The sequence below is a fragment of the Nocardioides guangzhouensis genome, from assembly GCF_004519545.1.
GTDB lineage: Bacteria > Actinomycetota > Actinomycetes > Propionibacteriales > Nocardioidaceae > Nocardioides > Nocardioides guangzhouensis.
On the sequence record NZ_SDKM01000004.1, the window covers coordinates 171655 to 187999 of the forward strand.

Here is a 16345-nt window from a genome sequence, read left to right on the forward strand (position 1 = left end):
GGTGTCGACCTGGGGAGCCGGCGGCTTCACGTTCGTGCATCCGATCTCCTCTCCCGAGCGGCCGCCAACCGCCTACTCGACGCGAACTTGCGAGTAGGTGAGCAGGGCGAGACCGGCGCCGACAATCCTGGTGTCGACGAGGCGCAAGGCCTTGGTGGCGCTGGTGGCCCCGAAGAGGCGCTCGCCGCCCCCGAGCACGAACGGGAACACCATCAGGCGCACCTCGTCGACGAGATCGTGCTCGATCAGGAGGGGGACCAGCTGTCCGCTGGCGTTGACCACGATCTCGCCCTCGACGTAGTGCTTCAGCCTCGAGACCGCGTCCACAACCTCGCCCGTGATGACGGTTGTGTTGCTCCAGACGGGCTTCATGAGCGTCGACGACACGACGTACTTGGGCATGCTGTTCAACCGGTCGGCCCACGTACCGGTGCGACCCGGCCAGCGCTCGACCAGGTACTCATAGCTCCGTCGGCCCATCAGCAGCGCCTGCGCGCGCAGGGCCTCGCCGCACTCGACCTCGGCCCACGCCTGGTGGTCCTCGTCCGTGACCTGGCCGAACCAGCCGCCGCGTTCGAAACCGTCATCGCCGGTCGGGTCCTGCATGACGCCGTCGAGCGTCATGTTCTCGCTGATCACCAACATGCCCATGCCCGTGCTCCGTTCCTCGGTGTCACCTGTGCGGAGATAGACACCTCGGAGCACCGCAAAGAGGTCGCCCGGAAGCCGCCCAGTTCCGTCACCAGCCGGTGTCGATACGGCGAGGAGGTGCGGCACGATGGAAACCATGGATGCGGCGATGTCAGCCACCGCCACGGCAGATCTCATCAGCCGGGCGCAGTCCGGGGACCACGACGCGTTCCGCGCACTGACCGCGCCGCACGTACGCGAGTTGCAGGTGCACTGCTACCGGATGCTCGGGTCCCTCCAGGACGCCGAGGACGCCCTCCAGGATTCGCTGTTGACTGCGTGGCGAGGCCTCGACCGGTTCGAGGGACGCGCCTCGCTCCGCACCTGGCTCTACAAGATCACCACCAACCGCTGCCTCAATGCCCGACGCTCGGCCGCCCGTCGCCGGGCGCACGAGTGGGACATCCCCGGCGTCCATCCGCCCGACCCGACCCGACTTGGCGAGGTCGTCTGGCTCGAGCCGCTTCCCGACGCTCTCGTCGCAGGTGGTGTCGACGCACTACCCGGGCCGGAGGCGCACTACGAGCGGGTCGAGTCCATCTCCCTGGCCTTCGTGACCGCGCTCCAGCTCCTTCCCCGCCGCCAGCTGGCGGTCCTGATCCTGCGCGACGTGCTCGGGTTCCCCGCGAAGGAGACCGCGGACATGCTCGACTCCAGCGTCGAATCGGTGACCAGCGCCCTCAAGCGAGCGCGCGCGAGCCTGGATCGCCAGAGGCTGTCGAACCCCGACCGCGAACCGCCACCCGCCCCGCGTTCGCGCTCCGAGCAGGAACTCCTCGCCACCTTCGTCAGGGCCTACGAGGCAGCGGATCTCGAGGCGGTGGTGGCACTGCTGACCGACGATGTCTTCATCTCGATGCCGCCGATGCCGTACGAGTACGAGGGCCTCGACACCGTCGCCGAGTTCTGCGCCCGCATCTTCCGCGCCGGCCGGCGGTTCGAGCTGGTGCCGACCCGCGCCAACGGGCAGCCGGCGTTCGGCACCTACCTGCGTACCCCCGACGGCACCAGCAATGGCGTCGGTCTCTTCGTCCTGACCCTCGCTGGCGACCGCATCAGCGCCATGACCCGCTTCGAGAAAGGCGTGCTCCCGTGGTTCGCGCTACCACGCTCGCTCCCCGCACGAGGAGGACTGCCCGGATCACGTCCATGATTCCGTCGTCGCCCATGCGTCCCTCCGCCGCGAGAGCGGTCTTGTCGTGTCGCAGCGACCAACCGCTGTCGCAGCGGGCTTGGATAGACCTGAGGACTCGTGGACCTTTGTCGGTGATTGAGGGGAGGATCCCCACATGCCGGCTGATCCTCCCCAGCTGATCGTGCGCGACGCTGCAGCGTGGCGGACCTGGCTTGCCGAGAACGTCGACGAGCAGGCCGGCGTGTGGCTGGTCCTGGCCAAGAAGGGGACGACGGATCCGACGAGTCTGAGCTATGCCACCGCGCTCGAGGAGGCCCTGTGTCACGGCTGGATCGACGGTCAGGCCCGTCGCCGCGATGAGGGCACGTACGTGCAGCGGTTCACGCCGCGTCGCCGTCGGAGCATGTGGTCGCAACGCAACGTCGGCATCGTCGAGCGGCTCACGGCTGAAGGCGCATGCATCCGCAGGGGCTGTCCGAGGTGGCGCGGGCCAAGGCCGACGGGCGCTGGGAGGTGGCGTACGCCGGACCGGCGACCGCAGAGATTCCGGCGGACCTGACCGAGGCGCTGGCCGCGCGGCCGGAGGCGCAGGCGATGTTCGAGAATCTCACCAGCCAGAACCGCTTCGCCATGCTGCACCGTCTCGGTGCCGCCAAGCGGCCGGAGACGCGAGCCCGGCGGATCGAGCAGTACGTCGACTTGTTGGCTCGCGGCGAGACGTTCTACCCGCAGCGCAAACGCGCGGATCGGGGCTAGGGGATCGAGTCGACGATGCGGAGGGCCGTGGTCTCGACGAGCTCGGTCGACGAAGCTTCGCGAAAGACAGCAGACTCTGCCTGAGACGAGTGCACCATTCCGCCGTCTGCCGTGCGTGAGAACGCCACCTGCCGGAGAGCACCTTCCCGGGAACCTCGGACGATGGGACGATCAGCCAGGAGGTCCGCGATGCCGCGTCAGATCATCACGACACCACACGCCCCGAGCTCGCCGCTCTTCAGCCAGGGAGTCAAAGCCGGCTCCCAGGTCTTCATCTCGGGAACCACCGGCATCGACCCGAGCACCGGTCGAATGGCCGGTGACAGCATCCAGGCTCAGACCCGCCAGGCATTGGCGAACTGCGAAGCCATCCTGCGCGAGGCCGGTGCGACGCTCGATGACGTCGTCGAGGTAGGCATGCTCCTCACCGACCCGGCCGACTTCGCCGGCATGAACGATGAGTACGCCCAGTGGTTCCCTTCTGATCCACCAACCCGCTACGCGGCCAAGCTGGGAGCCGAGATACCAGGACTGCTCGTCTCGATTCGCATGACAGCGTGCCTTGCCTGACCGTCAGGTCGATTGATGCCCTGGACGTCGGTTTCGATGCCGCGTCATACCGGCCGCCTATGCACGCCAGCGCCAGGCAGCCAGGCCCACGAGCAGTTCAAGAAGAAGATGCGCCAGATTCAGGCATCGCGACCTACTCATTACGAGGCCGTTCGACGAGGTGTCCGACGGGCGGCAAAATGCCCTCTGACCTGCGGTTTTGCACTTCCCTGCACTTCTACGAATCGAGCCGTTTTGGGTGCTGCGGGGGCACCACGGGGGCACGGGCTCCGACGCCGATGGGATCCGGACCGGGTTGAAGCGCAGCGATCTGCCCGGGTGCGGCCACCTCATCTCGTCGGCGAGCACTCCATGACGGACTGGGTCATCGGGGCTCGACGAAGCGGACTGACTCGACCATCTCAGTGAGCTCACCGACCTGCGCGGGAGTGACCCCCGGTTGCTCGATGGCGACCAGGACGACCCGCTGGCCGTTCACGTCGATGATCCACGCGTGGTCGACCGTGCCGGGAGTTCCCACGGTGTGCTGGGCGTCGTCCGGCATGCCCTCCCAGTAGCCGAAGTAGCCGCCGAGCCCACAGTCCTCGAACGCGATGTCGCTGGGGGCCGTCAGCTCGAGGTAGATCCCGTCGTGACCGTCCAGGCTCACCGGCAGCGGCTTCGACACCGAGGTCAGCTCCTGTGCCGCGAGCGCATTGGCCAGGTCGTCGACGGACGTACCGGCGTGCGGAGCGTCCTCGTCCATGGCGCATGGATCGACGAATACGCCGTCGACGGTCCAGTACTGCACGGCCCGGAGGGGATCGTCGTCGTCGGGGTTCTCCTGGTTGAGCGCGAAGAACCCGAAGTTGGAGTATCCCGAGGGCACGTTCAGCACCGCCAGCGGGGCGCTGGCCGCGCCCCGTGCGGTCAGGGCGTACGCACCCGCCCGGCCGAGGATCTGGTCGGGATCCGAGTCGTCGTCCAGGAGCAGGACGTATGCGTCGGTCTCGGACGGCGGGGAGGCGGTCGACGGGGAGAGCGCCACCCGGCCGTCGTCGGTGTCGCCGCCGCATCCGGCGAGCAGGATGGCGCCGGCCGAGAGGGCGAGCCAGAGGACGGGACGCGTGTTCATCGGGTCAGTTCGGGAGGGTGACGTGCGGCACCAGCCGGAGGCTGCCGTCGGGACCGGGGCCGGGGGCGGCGAGGGTGCAGCGTTCACGGGCGATGTCACAGACCAGGATGTCTCCGTAACCCTCTCCGGGCTCGTCGAAGTCCGCCGCGCCCGCCATGACGGCGAACCGGTCGTCGTCGAGCCACTGGAACAGGGCGTACGGGTGCTCAGCGGGGCTGTAGCCGGCCGGCAACCGGAGGTTGAGGCGCCTGCCGGTCGTGTCGAACCCGCCGTAGCCGAAGATGACCGGGCCGTCGCCCTCGCCGTCGCCGTCGATGTCGGCGCCGGTGTCCCGGACCCATCGCTGCAGTTCCAGCGTCGAGCCCTGGGGCACGAAGCGGACGGCCCCGGTGTTGACATCCTGGCTGACGGCCGCGCCGGTTTCGTAGTTGTCGCCTTCGACGAACCCACGCGGGTATGCGCGCAGGTCCTCCCACAGAGCTCTCGTGTTGGTCTCGGAAACCGTCTCGGTGGCCACGTCCAACACCTGCAGCGGACGCCCCGCCCACTGCGGCCGGCCCCCCCCGGTGGGGTCAGGTGACTCGGACCAGTAGACACGATCGCCCACCAGGGCCTCGAGCTGGCAGTCGTACCGGCCGCAGTCGGGCCTCGCGACCTGCGTAACTACCCGGTGCTCGTGGGCGTCGTACACGACGAGCGAGCGGTCTGGCCCGAGAGGGGTGAACCACGCAACCAACGACCCGGCGGTGGAGGTCTTGACACCCCACTCCGCCCAGCTCATAGCTGGCCCCGGGATCGTCGATTCTCCGATCTTCTCCGTCGCCTCCCCGTCGGTGAGGTGGATGCCGCCGTCCGGGGCGACCATCACGACGCCGTCGTCGGTGAGGTCGAGGGCCGTGGCGTCGATGCCGGGACGGAGGGTGCGGTCGCCGTACTCGATGCTCTGCATCCGCCAGTGGATGTCGAGACTGGGGTCGGCGGTGTAGTCGTCGGCATAAGTCAGCGGTCGAGTATCGGTGGGCGCAGCGGTGTCGGTGACCGACGGGGTCGGAGTGCCCACCGGCGGGCTGGACCGCTGGTTCGACCCGGTGAGGGTCACACCGGCGACGATGACGGCGAGAACCAGGCCGGCGGACCCGGCGGCGAGTGCGGCCCGGCGCCGACGCAGCCGCGCATCGCCGCGGGCGACGATGCCCTCGACGTCGAACTGCGGAGGAGGCGCCGCGTCCACGTGCCGCCTGAGGTCTCGAAGGGAGGCGTTCACGGGGTCACCGCCTGCTCGTCGACGAACGGAGGAGAGAACCGGGCACCCATCTCCGCGCGGAGCTTGTCGAGGGCGAGGGAGGTGTGTCGTTTGACGCTGCCGACCGAGCAGCCCATCAGCTCCGCGGTCTGGGCCTGGGAGAGGTCCTCGCAGAAGCGGAGTACCACAGCTGCCCGCTGCCTGGGTGGTAGATGTCCCACCGCCGTCCACAGCTCGCCCTGTTCGGGCAGGAGCGTGGTCGGGTCGGTGACGCTTGCATCGGGAACATGGGTCGCGGGCCGCTCGCTGAAGGAACGTCTGCGCCGCCAGGAGATGCAGGTTGTGACGATGACCCGCCGCGTGTAGGCCTCCGCCTTCGCCACGTCCCGAAGCCGTGGCCACGCTAGGTAGGTCTTGACCAATGACTCCTGCACCAGGTCCTGCGCCAGCTGATAGTCACCGATGACCAGATAGGCGGTCCGGAACAGACTCGCCGACCGCGCGGAGGCGAACTCCGAGAAGGCCTCGTGGTCCGGCTGGCGCAGCACCACCATCACAGCCTCCTCCGCCCCAATGCCAATTCTGGAACCTCTGACAGAAAGACGCACTGACACGGCTTGGGGGTTGAACGAGGCCACGGCGACGCCAGGCCAAAGACCACCGGGGGCGGATTGCATCTTCCGCTTCTCGGAGTGCAGTTCTGGCGATGGCTGGGCAGGCGTACGCGGCGAGCAGCCGATCCGCCCCGGGCCGAGGACGGCGCGCCAGCGCCGCCCGCAGGCCATGCGCCGGCGGAGCCGGCGCCTTGATCTTTCTAGAGCCAAACTCGGCAACCTGGAGTGGAGGTCCGTCTCAGCGTGAGGGCGGTCCGTCGCGGCGCAGTCTCTGCGAGGCGACGGAGTGACGCGAGAGCTGTTGAGTTGGGTCAGTTTGGGGGACGCAGACGGCTTCGCTCGACATACTCGTGCGATGGACGACCTCGAGGCTCGCAGTCCCTTGATCGTCACAGTTGACGACTCGCCCGATGCACGTCTCTTCATCGAGCTATCGAGTCATGCGGCAGATCTAACCGAGGCCAAGGATGCGCTCGGTTGGGTTATGCGCGCAGGGCTGGACGATCCACTGGCTGGCGTCAAGCGACACTTGATCGGCGCCGCTGTGGTGTCCTACTGCCGGTGCTTCCTGCACTCGAAGGTGCGAACCCCTCTGGGGGATTACATCGACGTTCCGGAAGGGCTGAGCCGAACCCACGAGACAATCAGGGCCTTTCGAAATCAGACCATCGCTCATTCGCAATCTGAGCTCACGGTCACCTACCCGGTTGGGGTCGTAGACGCGGAGACGATGGAGTTGCAGTTTGTCTCAGCAGTAACGGTGGCAAGCACTCTTCCTGACAGCATCGTCAACGACTTCGCAACGCTCATCGGCGCCGTGCTGGACCTGCTCGACGACGTCCTCAACCCGGTACGAAGACGTCTTGAGCAGGTCCTGCGGACCGCCGGTCCGGAAGCCCTTGAAGCCGCTGCTCCTCGGGGCATCGAGAAGATGGCCGCCGACTTCCGCCCAAGGTCCAAGCGAGCTCGCTACCCAATGGCGCACACGCTTTATTGGGACCGTTAGGGATACACGGCGGCACTGGCGCGAGCCACGAAGCGTGGGCAAGCATGACACCAATGCGAATCTCGGACAGCCGAGGTGGGGTCATGCCGCTTGGTCACTCGTCGAGTTCACAGTTCTGCTGACGGGCAGAGCGGGCTCAACATAGCCTTCCGGGCATGAACTTCGGACGTCTCACCACCCCCCAGCGAGTCTCGGGCGTGGCCATGTTGGTCGTGGCCTTGGCCGCATTCCTCCCCTGGGTCTCGATCCTTGGCATCAGCGCGATCGGTATCGAAGGCGACGGCGTCCTCACGCTCGTGTTGGCACTGGCTGGCGCGGTGATCCTTGCCTTCAGTACCGGACTCGTCGGTTCTCCTCGGGTCCCTGGTCGCAAGTCGCAGATCGTCCTGTTGGTGCTTGCGGTCCTTGCCGCACTCATTGCCTTCGTCGACATGAACGGCGCGGCTGCCATCGGCCTCTATCTGACGCTACTGGGTGGCATCACCTGGGTCGTCGGCGCCGCTTGGCAGTTGACCCTGACTAAGCAGGCAGAGACGTCTCCGGCCGAGGGTTCTCAAAACCAACTCTGATCGACGTTTCTCAAACTCATCGCGCCCCGGCTCCCGGGACGGGATTACCTACGAATCCGTAAAAGGGACGCCAAATGCGCATTGCGGGTCGGATCGCGTCGGTCATCGCCGCGATCACGCTTGTGTTCGTCGCCATTGTCGGCACGGCCGGGTTTCTCGACATCAAGAACCCGTTCCGGACCCGATCAATCGATCGGAGCCAGCCCGCATTGCTGAAGTCGATCCAGGACATCAGCCAGTTCCACGCCGCGGTCGGAAACTTCGAAGTCGTGCTCGACTACGAGCAGGACGTGGATTGGGTACCGAGCTTCATCGCTGGTGAGCGGTCGCTGTTCGTCGCCGCCGGCACGGTCAACGCCTACGTCGACTTCTCCGGCCTCACCGCAGGGGACCTCCGCTTGTCCGAAGACGGCAAGTCGGTGGAGATTCGGCTGCCGGCGGCCGAACTGGACGAGCCCAATCTCGACCAGGACCGGACATACCTGTTCTCGCAGGACCGCGGCGTTGTCAACCGGGTCGGCGACGCGCTCTCCACAGACGACCAGCAAGAGCTGTACCAGCTCGCCGAGCAGAAGCTGGTGTCCGCGGCGGAGGAGTCCGTGCTCACGCAACAAGCCGAGAAGAACACCAGGGCGATGCTGGTCGGTCTGTTCGACTCACTCGAAATCCAGGTCACTTTCGCCGAGGGCGCCCTCAAGGAGTAAGCGGCGCTCCGGCGACGGGCACGTGCGCCACAAACAGGCGTTCCGGCCGGTACGCGGTATGACGCTGCGGCCAGCCGATCAGCGGGCGGCGCACGCATAGCCGCTGTATGCCGTGATTCCGATTGGACCCTCGGTGACCGCGGCAAGTGGGTTGAACCTGTTCTCGACCCGGGTGACGACCTTCATTGGCAGGCATTCCCCCGGCTTGCTTGTCTCGCCTTCGACGGCAGCGAGTCGCTGGGCGATGTCGTTGAAGGCGTCACCCCAACTCGCGGTACCAGCTTCCGGCGGCAGCGCAGGCTCGGGACCCGTTGGGCCAACGGAACCGGCCGGGCCGCGTGCCCCAGGTGGACCGGTCAGCCCGGTTGCGCCAGTTTCTCCAATCGGACCCTGAGCTCCATCCGGACCTCGGAGTTGATCACCAAGAACAACAACGGCTCCCGCGGCGCCAGCGAAGCCGCAGGTCGCGCTCATTGCCGCCACAGCAGCCCAGAAGCGAAGTCGACGCATATCCGGAGAATGGCCTGGTTCCGTGATGCGTGACTCTCAATCCTGGAGATACTGGGGAGTACCGCTGCGGCGATGTGGCGCGGTGGTCGCTCCGCGACGGGACCTGGCGCGGAACTTCTGTCAGCGATGACGCTCCCGCAACGAACGAGCCCCGCAGCCGACGGTTTAGATTGGGTTGCGCATTTCAAGGGCACGCGGCCAACCCTCTCCGACAAACGCGGGAGCGATGCCCCGATTCGCGTAGGCCCGTCACCCCACCGCTGCATGGTCCGACACGGGAGGTTCGGATGCCGGTGAGGCTCACCCACACGATTGTGTCTTACCGCGACAAGCAGGTCTCGGCATCGTTCTTGTCCGACATCCTGGCGGGAGGTGCTTCGCTCAACTTCCGGCATCTACTTGCTCACGGCGCAACAGGCAAGCACTACGTGGGGTCAGCCAAAGGCGGCGAAGGATTCCTCGGACGATAGGCTGCCTACCGGAAGGGAAAGTCAGGCGGGAACGTTGGCCTGAAAGGTGCGATGTGCCGTTCCCTGTCGCGGTGCTTCAGCACCTTCGACCCAAGCACCTCGGACCAGACCATCGAGCGAGTCGAGTCGCTGTGGCAGGACAAGTTCGGTGCACGGCTCGTTGGCTAAGACCTGAATTGAACCACTTCAGCCGGGCACGTTCCTGTTTCGCGGAAGTGACGCACTGCCCCCCGAGTACGTACGCATATCCCAGTCCGTTCGGTGTCCCGCCACGACTTGCCGACGCTGGCTCGCGGTGCGCTGAGCCCGGCGGCGCCCTAGGAAGTCTGAGCCCAGTCGATCGTGCCGCGGCCTGCATCGCGCAGCAGGTCGTTGGCTTGGCTGAACGGTCTACTGCCGAAGAAGCCCTTGTATGCGGACAGCGGAGACGGATGAACCTGTTCGATGACGTCGTGCCGGTCCCGATCGATCAGCGTCGCCTTTCGACGGGCGTCGTTGCCCCACAGGATGAAGACCACCCGCTTGTCCTTCTCTGTGATCGCGGATATCACCGCGTTGGTAAAGGTGTTCCATCCTTGGCGATTCCAGCGCCACCGACGATGCACAGCGTGGTCTTCGTCCGAGCCGGCACGCAGAGTCAACGCGGTGTTGAGGAGCAACACGCCTTGACTTGCCCAGCCTTCAAGGCTGTTGCTGGCGGGCGTTGCGACGCCGATGTCCGAGGCGAGTTCCTTGAAGATGTTCTTCAGGGTGTCGGGAGTCTTCGAGGCAGGATTCGACACCGAGAATGCCAGGCCATCGGCGTCATCAGGAGTGGGGTACGGGTCCTGGCCCAGAATGACGACGCGGACCTTCTCGTACGGTGTCAGTTCGAAGGCTCTGAACGTCCGATCGGGCGTCGGGAAGACCTCGTGAGAACGACGGTCGGACTCGACGAACTCTAAGAGCTTCGACCAGTAGGGCGCTTCGAGCTCCGATCGAAGTCGCACGGCCCACTCGCCGGTGAGGTACGGGAACCGAGAAGGCGGGACGTCGGCGTTCGTGGCTGCGGGATGCCTGCGGATCGCATCAAGGACGTCATCCCAGTCGAGCGCCATCGGCCCGTGTCCGAGGTTGTGGTGTTCTCGCTGGCGGTAGAACGCCCAAGCACGGAGAAGATCGACACCGCACCACTCCGGAACCCGCCCGGACGCCTCATACGCGGACATGGCGGGTCGCAGGAGCTCGTAGTACGCACTCATGTCTCGCGAGAAGCGCTCGTAGCCGTCGTATGTCAGCGCCCACTTCAGCTCTTCGTCCGTCGCCACACCGCGGATCCTCGCACTCTCCACTGACAAGACTCCAGCGCCGCACGTGGCGAGTTTGCGGGGTACCCGCAAGGCAGAGCCAGGAGAGTTCCGGCCGCATCGGCGAGCCCGAGTGATCGTTGGTTCGATAAGACCGCGCTACAGATGCCGATTTTGGACCGCCAAAGGCCGCCGGCGACCTACCATGCGCTCGTGACTTTGAGGGGTGCTGCTACGGGCGCGGTTGTCGCGGTGGGCCTTGCCTTGAGTGGCTGCTCGGCCCAATCCGAACGTGATCAGTACAGCTACGACGCTATCCAGGACGACGGGTTCGCTCAGGACAAGTACCTGACGGACCAAGGCTACCTAGTCGACAGTCAAGCGCTGACTGCGAAAGGCGCAGAGCTGGAAAGCTGGGTCGCGCTCCAGACCGACCAGATCTGTGACCAACTCTCGAGCGGTACGACGTTTGACGAACTCGTCGGGTTCTTTTCGCAGACCTTCGGTGACGTTGTGACGGACCCGGAGGGGTTTGTCGGCAACGCCGCTGGCTACTCCTGCTCTGGGTACTTGGACTAGCCAGAAGCCTTGAAGCCTCGGCCAACCGGCCCGTGGATGAGTCACGGCTTTCGGTACGGCTCGCGGATTGACGCGCCTTTGCCGCGGGCTGGAGCAGACACGACGGGAGCGCCCCCATCGCTCATTCGGTTCCTGCGATGGGCGGCCGCGCCGCGGAGTTTCAACGCCTCGGACCCGTCCTCCTGAGAATTCAGCCCGCGTCTACGGATCGACCTGCATACTTCGAGTCGCCATTGAGCCACGCGCGCCTTCGCCAGGGCGGAATGGCGATCGGTTCGTGTCGTCGATTGGAAGGATGGAGTTTGGATGACTGAGTTCTGGCTCGCCTTGTTCGGTATCGCCGGCACCGCTACGTCCGCAATAGCAGTAAATGCCCAGCAGAATCGCGCGGCGCGAGACCGCGCTAAAGATGACGCCCAACGCCGCCAGGGCGATCTTCGCCGCGAGGCCATCGCTGTGTTCGCTGAGACCCTAAGTGACTATCGGCGAGCACAACTTGCGGCATGGTTCGAGGCTCACGCCGACGTCAACTCGAACATGGACCACGACGAGGTTCCGTCTGCTGCCGAGTTGCGTCAGCTCCGGGCGAGTGCATGGGGAGCGCTCTACCGGGTTCGATTGCTGTGGGACAACTCCGCGGTTGTCGAGCGCGCCGAGTCCCTCGTGGAGCAGACCTCGCAATTAAAGAAGGCCGAGGATAAGCACGGCGTGGCCCGACGGGCCGACGACATCCGAGCGCGACTAAGTGACCTGGTGGATATCGCCCGCGGCCCCGCGTGAGTCCGCCTTGTCGGACGAAGCAGGTTCCGACAGACGTTCCCGTCGACGACGCGCCTGTCATCGAGAGTGATGTTTCGCACTACGAGATCGCTGGGTAGCGCTCGCTGGCGGCGATACGACGCCGACGTGCACGTCGGGCCAACGGCCATCCCAACTCGCAACGTTGCAGGTGTGAACAACGGACCCTGCCTAGCGGGTCCGACGTTTGGCAATCAGGGCGCGGCGAAGGTGCCTTCGAGCCGCCAAGTGGTCTCGACGTGCTCGACGAACTTGCCGCCTGCCTCGAGCCCCACTTTGTCCACGGAGGCTTTCAACTTCGAATTGATGCCGAAGTCGTCGGATGACCGAACATCGATCGAGAACTCACGCAAGCCAGAGTCGATGCGTGCGCTGGCTATCTCTTGCCATAGCGGCTCGTGGGAGAACCAGACGAGATCGTCGGGTACGTATGGGTCGCCCAAGGGGGTGAGGGTCATGGTCGTGATGATCTCGTCGTCTGCATCCGACCTGCGGTCGGCGCTGCTCGACGTGTTGGTAGCGTCACCACTGGACGGCTCGGGGAAGCTCAGACCGAGATGTGCCGCGGCTTGGCGATTCCAGCCGCGGACGCTCCTGACTAGCACGGAAGTAGCACCCAGCACTCGGATCAGACGTTGTGCCTCGGCAACTTTGTGCTGGAACAGGAACCGGTGAAAGTCGGCTGCAGGGATGTACGCGCCGGTGTCAACCGGATGGGCCGCGTAGACGACGTTGGTTCGCGGATGCCCGGGCGGAAAGCGGAGAGATTGAGCAGTCGTCAACGCGATAGGCCGAACGGTCGTGCCCTGCGCCTGCAGCTTGCGGACGGCCCGTGCTAGTTCCCAGCCCACGGCTCCAGCGAGCACGAGCAGGGCGACTCGCGGCTGCTTCGCAATCAGCTGGCTGAGAGCGCCTGCGCCGTCGATCGCCGATGCAGGCTGCGCGGCCACTGATGCAGGCTGCGCGGTCTTTTCAGAGCGCTCCGTGAGGCGGTCCGAGACAACGATGAGTCGCCGCAAGTCATAGGGGAGGTCCAGGAGTGCGTCTGAGTCCACGGCTTGACCATAAATGGCGAAACCTGCCCCACCAATTCAGAACCGATGGTTGGCGCTAATGGGCAGACCCTTGCAGGGTTGACTCCCGCTCGGTGAACGGGTGCGCCAGGACACCGGCGGATCGGCGCGACCAGCTAGCGGCGGAAGGACGCGGGTGCGGTGGCCGCTGATCACCTAGGGGGAAGGATGTATCTCCGGCGCATGAGTAGCGCCCAATTGGCTAGCGCGTCTTGCTCCGCGCAAGCGTCAAAGAAGTCTTCGTGGCTCCAAAGATCCACCATGGTCGGCAAGTCATGCCTCTTGACGGATTCCACTACTCTTCGCGCCTGTTTGTCGTCGGAACGAGCCAGCACCACCGCCATGGATTGGTCAACGCCGCCGTCTCCGCGTACCCCGTGACGTCGAACGGAGTCCGTGAGCATCACGGAGCGCAGGAACTGGCTGCACCCGTCTGTGACCAGCTGGTTGGTCGTCTCCCTTGACAGTCCCAAGGCGACGAGGTGTTCCTCATACCTGTCGTAGTCGACCTTCTTGGCGGAGAACGTGTCGATGTACTTGACCTCGATTGTCACCAGGTGTGATTCACCGGACCGAAGGATCTGATGAGTGGCCACGTCGAAACCGGAGCGATCGCCAGTGTGATGTTGCCTGGGCGGCGCCCACTCAGCCTCGATGCCATCCAATGGATGCGTGCTGTCGACCAATGGCTCGAATCGGCCAATGCCGACGCCAGCCAACATGCCAATGACGGCGGCCGCAGCATCGGGTTCATGACGGAACTCGCCCGCGATGCTGAACGCAAGAGGCTGACTTGAAAGGAGATTCCGAAAGAGCCGATCCTGCTCAGCAAGCCCGCCCGTAGCCTTCAGTTGCGCGCAGCGGGACTTCGCGTACTCCACCGCAGCACGTGACATGAGGTTCGGGCCTGCAACTTCAGCTCGTTGCCCCTTCCACTCCTCAGCAAGACAACTGTCGATGGTGGCGTACCGCCTCCTCGCACTTGGGTGCGTCGGCGGACCCGGCGGCCATCCGTCCAACTCCTCCGCGCGCCAGCGCGATTAATGAGCCCGATGTGCCGCGACCGTGGCGCTGCGGTCCTTTGGAGCAGCTGCCTGCTTGCCATTCATGTCCAGCAACGTAGACGAGGCCAGTCGACTCTGGGCAGCACTCAATGGGCGCCTGGAACCGGGCGAATCCCGGTTCAGGCGACGGGATGACCGGGAGCCACGGCATCCGACTTGTCGGCGCGTGGGCCTACGCTGCCGGCATGTGGGAGAGCCCGACCGTCCTGTGGGGTCGATTGAAGCTTGGTCGCGAGGAGTATCTCCAGCGGCTCGTCACCACGCTGATCCTCGACGGTGACGCCCCACCGTGGAACACGCCGCGGTCACCAGGCGAGGAGGGGGAACGGTTCCTCCAGCTCTTGGACGAAGCCGTTCATGGTCCGACCGCCGGGGATCGATCTTCGATGCCTCGGGGGGTGTTCATCGACGAATACCTGCTGCCCAAGCTCGAGCAGGACGCGGCGAACGGGTGGCCAGACTGGGCGGTCTTGTCTGCTGACCGCGTGTGGGTCATCGAACTGAAGACCGAAGCCGGGAGCCACCGTGCCGACCAACTGCCGTACTACTTGAGACTCGCCGCAGCAGCCCACCCCAACTGCAACGTGGACCTGACGTACATCACCGGCCCGATGACGAAGCCCGGGCCAGCCCTGCTAAAGGGCCAGCGCTACAGCCACGTGACGTGGCAACAGGTCCTTCCGCTGATCGAGAGCGCGTGGGGTGACGACCAACGCCCAGAGGTTGCGGCCTACGTGGACATGGTCGCGACGGTCGTAAGCAACCTGAGCCTGCTCAAGCCAACGGAGCAGCGCCAAGTGGTGCTCGGCCTGCCACGCGCCGAGCCTCACCCGGCGACGGTTGAAGGGCGCGTCAATGAACGAACGACAGACGTCCCAGCCGCGACGGAGCCATCCGGGCTGCTCGATCTCGCTCGCGCAACCGCCGCCGACGGTCGCCAACGAGGTATCGGCGCTCAGAATCCCGAAGAGCTGGAAGTGCTCCGAGACCAAGCACTGGCGGAAGTCGGCCGCCTGCCGACGGACGACGCCACTCGGTTTGTCCTTCCCTGGCTGTGGCAAGGCGGCCGCACCGATGGCCGGGCGCTCACAGTGGAGGGTGAGGAGTTCGGACTCGAGCTTCGCTTCTCCCGGTACAAGAAGATCCAAGTGAGGGTGTAGCGCGTGCTGCCCGCCACGCGGCGAAAATGACGCTTCTTGAACGCCCGGCGTCCGTTGGCGGTACCCGAAAACCCAAAGGCTGAGATGTCGACGCGGACGCTTCTGCCGTGGAGCGCAGAAGCCTGGCGCAGCGGTCGGAGCGTCAGCAGCGCTGTCCTCCACACGTCGTACCAGACGGTGTTGGACGGTCCGTCTCGAGCCCGGCCGGTCCCCCGCACTACCTCCAAGTCTTTGTTGTCGAGCGCCGCCGCCGCCCTGATCCCGCCTCCGAGGCCGAGCAGCGCCCCGCGGCGACCACTGTGGACGCCGCCCAGGATAACGGCCAGCCGTTCGCCAAATTTGCACGGAGACCGCCGCAAGGCCGGGCAGTCCCTCAAGGAGTCGGCTCACGTCCGCGGTCGACGAGGACAAGCAGACCGCGGCGGATTCCATGGAAGGTCAAGGCGGAGAGCAGGGTCTCCACCGAGCACGTCAGGGACGAGGCCCGGTCGGGGACCGGGGGGTTCGCGGCAGCCCGGGCCCGGCGGCAGCACGCCCCGGCAGCGGGTCGTCGTACCCGGCCTACTCGACGGATCTGATTCGCCCTTCCTGGTACGTACGAGGCACGTGCTCGGTAAGCCCGACGGCTCAGTCCCCCAGCGGCGCCAGCAGGCTCTTCTTGTTCTCGAACGCGAAGACGAGCAGGTCGGCCATCTTGAAACGGTCGGTCACCGGACCGAGCGACGGGCGCCAGTCGGGGTCGCGCACGATCGAGTAGCGGCTGCCCTCCATCGCCCGGTGGAAGGTCTCCGCGACGATCCGGCCGCCCACGCCGGTCAGCCTGCCGTCGGCGAGCTCGGCCTCGCGCAGGACGTAGAACCACAGCGGCGTGTCGGCCAGGAAGGCGGCGCGCTGGGTCGGGGTGAGGTCGTCGAGCACGGCACCGCCGGCCCCGTCGCGGATCTGGGCCTTGGTCAGCGTCTTGACGTCGACGCCCTTGCTGCGCAGGAACGTCGCCATCTGCT

At 65.8% G+C, this 16345-nt stretch carries 16 protein-coding genes and 1 pseudogene; 9 read left to right on the plus strand and 8 right to left on the minus strand.

Features of this window, described 5'->3' with window-relative positions; translation table 11 throughout:
* Positions 1-72 precede the first annotated feature (72 nt).
* Positions 73-816, minus strand: coding sequence for a dihydrofolate reductase family protein (locus EKO23_RS04485; RefSeq protein WP_246050899.1), 744 nt, complete (start codon positions 814-816; stop codon positions 73-75).
* On the opposite strand from EKO23_RS04485, the gene EKO23_RS04490 reads away from it, so the two are divergent.
* The 3 genes from EKO23_RS04490 to EKO23_RS04500 all read left to right on the plus strand — a co-directional run bounded on the left by EKO23_RS04490 (position 800) and on the right by EKO23_RS04500 (position 3151).
* The gene (locus EKO23_RS04490; RefSeq protein ID WP_134714500.1) at positions 800-1843 is read left to right on the plus strand and encodes an RNA polymerase subunit sigma-70; all 1044 of its coding nucleotides are present in this window, start codon (positions 800-802) and stop codon (positions 1841-1843) included. The two genes, EKO23_RS04485 and EKO23_RS04490, sit on opposite strands and share 17 nt — an antisense overlap.
* A gap of 438 nt (positions 1844-2281) precedes the next feature.
* Positions 2282-2581, plus strand: a complete 300-nt coding sequence (locus EKO23_RS25775) for a YdeI/OmpD-associated family protein (protein ID WP_217702455.1) — start codon at positions 2282-2284, stop codon at positions 2579-2581.
* Positions 2582-2770: 189 nt separating this feature from the next.
* Entirely contained in the window at positions 2771-3151 is a 381-nt protein-coding gene (locus tag EKO23_RS04500) for a RidA family protein (protein WP_134714502.1), read from the plus strand.
* Between the two features lie 364 nt (positions 3152-3515).
* Here the strand turns inward: EKO23_RS04500 and EKO23_RS04505 are convergent, their stop codons facing one another.
* From EKO23_RS04505 to EKO23_RS04515, 3 genes are read right to left on the minus strand one after another with little or no spacing between them, the layout of a single operon-like run.
* Positions 3516-4265: a hypothetical protein gene (locus tag EKO23_RS04505; protein ID WP_134714504.1), complete on the minus strand. Its 750-nt coding sequence runs from the start codon at positions 4263-4265 to the stop codon at positions 3516-3518.
* 4 nt (positions 4266-4269) lie between these two features.
* Positions 4270-5529 carry a hypothetical protein gene (locus tag EKO23_RS04510; protein ID WP_134714506.1) on the minus strand — a complete coding sequence of 420 codons (1260 nt, stop codon included), beginning with the start codon at positions 5527-5529 and terminating at the stop codon, positions 4270-4272.
* Complete coding sequence (locus EKO23_RS04515; protein WP_134714508.1) at positions 5526-6062, minus strand: SigE family RNA polymerase sigma factor; 537 nt, start codon at positions 6060-6062, stop codon at positions 5526-5528. Before EKO23_RS04515 ends, EKO23_RS04510 begins: the two co-directional genes overlap by 4 nt.
* Before the next feature lie 415 nt (positions 6063-6477).
* Here EKO23_RS04515 and EKO23_RS04520 point away from each other — a divergent pair, with 415 nt between their 5' ends.
* The 3 genes from EKO23_RS04520 to EKO23_RS04530 all read left to right on the plus strand — a co-directional run bounded on the left by EKO23_RS04520 (position 6478) and on the right by EKO23_RS04530 (position 8401).
* Positions 6478-7128: a hypothetical protein gene (locus tag EKO23_RS04520; RefSeq protein ID WP_134714510.1), complete on the plus strand. Its 651-nt coding sequence runs from the start codon at positions 6478-6480 to the stop codon at positions 7126-7128.
* A gap of 155 nt (positions 7129-7283) precedes the next feature.
* Positions 7284-7697, plus strand: coding sequence for a hypothetical protein (locus tag EKO23_RS04525; protein WP_134714512.1), 414 nt, complete (start codon positions 7284-7286; stop codon positions 7695-7697).
* Positions 7698-7771: 74 nt separating this feature from the next.
* Positions 7772-8401, plus strand: coding sequence for a DUF4230 domain-containing protein (locus EKO23_RS04530; protein ID WP_134714514.1), 630 nt, complete (start codon positions 7772-7774; stop codon positions 8399-8401).
* Positions 8402-9698: 1297 nt separating this feature from the next.
* Here the strand turns inward: EKO23_RS04530 and EKO23_RS04535 are convergent.
* The gene (locus EKO23_RS04535; RefSeq protein WP_246050900.1) at positions 9699-10688 is read right to left on the minus strand and encodes a uracil-DNA glycosylase; all 990 of its coding nucleotides are present in this window, start codon (positions 10686-10688) and stop codon (positions 9699-9701) included.
* 192 nt (positions 10689-10880) lie between these two features.
* Between EKO23_RS04535 and EKO23_RS04540 the strand changes: the two genes are divergently transcribed.
* Positions 10881-11246: a hypothetical protein gene (locus tag EKO23_RS04540; RefSeq protein ID WP_134714516.1), complete on the plus strand. Its 366-nt coding sequence runs from the start codon at positions 10881-10883 to the stop codon at positions 11244-11246.
* A 306-nt stretch (positions 11247-11552) separates the two neighbouring features.
* Positions 11553-12026 carry a hypothetical protein gene (locus EKO23_RS04545; RefSeq protein WP_134714518.1) on the plus strand — a complete coding sequence of 158 codons (474 nt, stop codon included), beginning with the start codon at positions 11553-11555 and terminating at the stop codon, positions 12024-12026.
* 212 nt (positions 12027-12238) lie between these two features.
* On the opposite strand, the gene EKO23_RS04550 is transcribed toward EKO23_RS04545, so the two are convergent.
* Both EKO23_RS04550 and EKO23_RS04555 read right to left on the minus strand, forming a co-directional pair.
* Positions 12239-13099, minus strand: coding sequence for a hypothetical protein (locus EKO23_RS04550; protein ID WP_134714520.1), 861 nt, complete (start codon positions 13097-13099; stop codon positions 12239-12241).
* A 170-nt stretch (positions 13100-13269) separates the two neighbouring features.
* A pseudogene (locus EKO23_RS04555) lies at positions 13270-14145 on the minus strand (PGN_0703 family putative restriction endonuclease); the annotation flags it as partial.
* Positions 14146-14366: 221 nt separating this feature from the next.
* Between EKO23_RS04555 and EKO23_RS04560 the strand changes: the two are divergent.
* Complete coding sequence (locus EKO23_RS04560; RefSeq protein ID WP_134714524.1) at positions 14367-15341, plus strand: hypothetical protein; 975 nt, start codon at positions 14367-14369, stop codon at positions 15339-15341.
* A 627-nt stretch (positions 15342-15968) separates the two neighbouring features.
* Here the strand turns inward: EKO23_RS04560 and EKO23_RS04565 are convergent.
* Positions 15969-16345: peroxidase family protein (locus EKO23_RS04565; RefSeq protein ID WP_217702456.1), on the minus strand; the 377-nt coding region annotated here is incomplete at its 5' end.

Bases quoted from the DNA above. Each gene is read 5' to 3' on its own strand.
- EKO23_RS04500 (WP_134714502.1), top strand. From the start codon at position 2,771: ATGCCGCGTCAGATCATCACGACACCACACGCCCCGAGCTCGCCGCTC.
- EKO23_RS25775 (WP_217702455.1), top strand. From the start codon at position 2,282: ATGCATCCGCAGGGGCTGTCCGAGGTGGCGCGGGCCAAGGCCGACGGG.
- EKO23_RS04525 (WP_134714512.1), top strand. From the start codon at position 7,284: ATGAACTTCGGACGTCTCACCACCCCCCAGCGAGTCTCGGGCGTGGCC.
- EKO23_RS04545 (WP_134714518.1), top strand. From the start codon at position 11,553: ATGACTGAGTTCTGGCTCGCCTTGTTCGGTATCGCCGGCACCGCTACG.
- EKO23_RS04490 (WP_134714500.1), top strand. From the start codon at position 800: ATGTCAGCCACCGCCACGGCAGATCTCATCAGCCGGGCGCAGTCCGGG.
- EKO23_RS04505 (WP_134714504.1), bottom strand. From the start codon at position 4,265: ATGAACACGCGTCCCGTCCTCTGGCTCGCCCTCTCGGCCGGCGCCATC.
- EKO23_RS04515 (WP_134714508.1), bottom strand. From the start codon at position 6,062: ATGGTGGTGCTGCGCCAGCCGGACCACGAGGCCTTCTCGGAGTTCGCC.
- EKO23_RS04530 (WP_134714514.1), top strand. From the start codon at position 7,772: ATGCGCATTGCGGGTCGGATCGCGTCGGTCATCGCCGCGATCACGCTT.
- EKO23_RS04560 (WP_134714524.1), top strand. From the start codon at position 14,367: ATGTGGGAGAGCCCGACCGTCCTGTGGGGTCGATTGAAGCTTGGTCGC.
- EKO23_RS04520 (WP_134714510.1), top strand. From the start codon at position 6,478: ATGGACGACCTCGAGGCTCGCAGTCCCTTGATCGTCACAGTTGACGAC.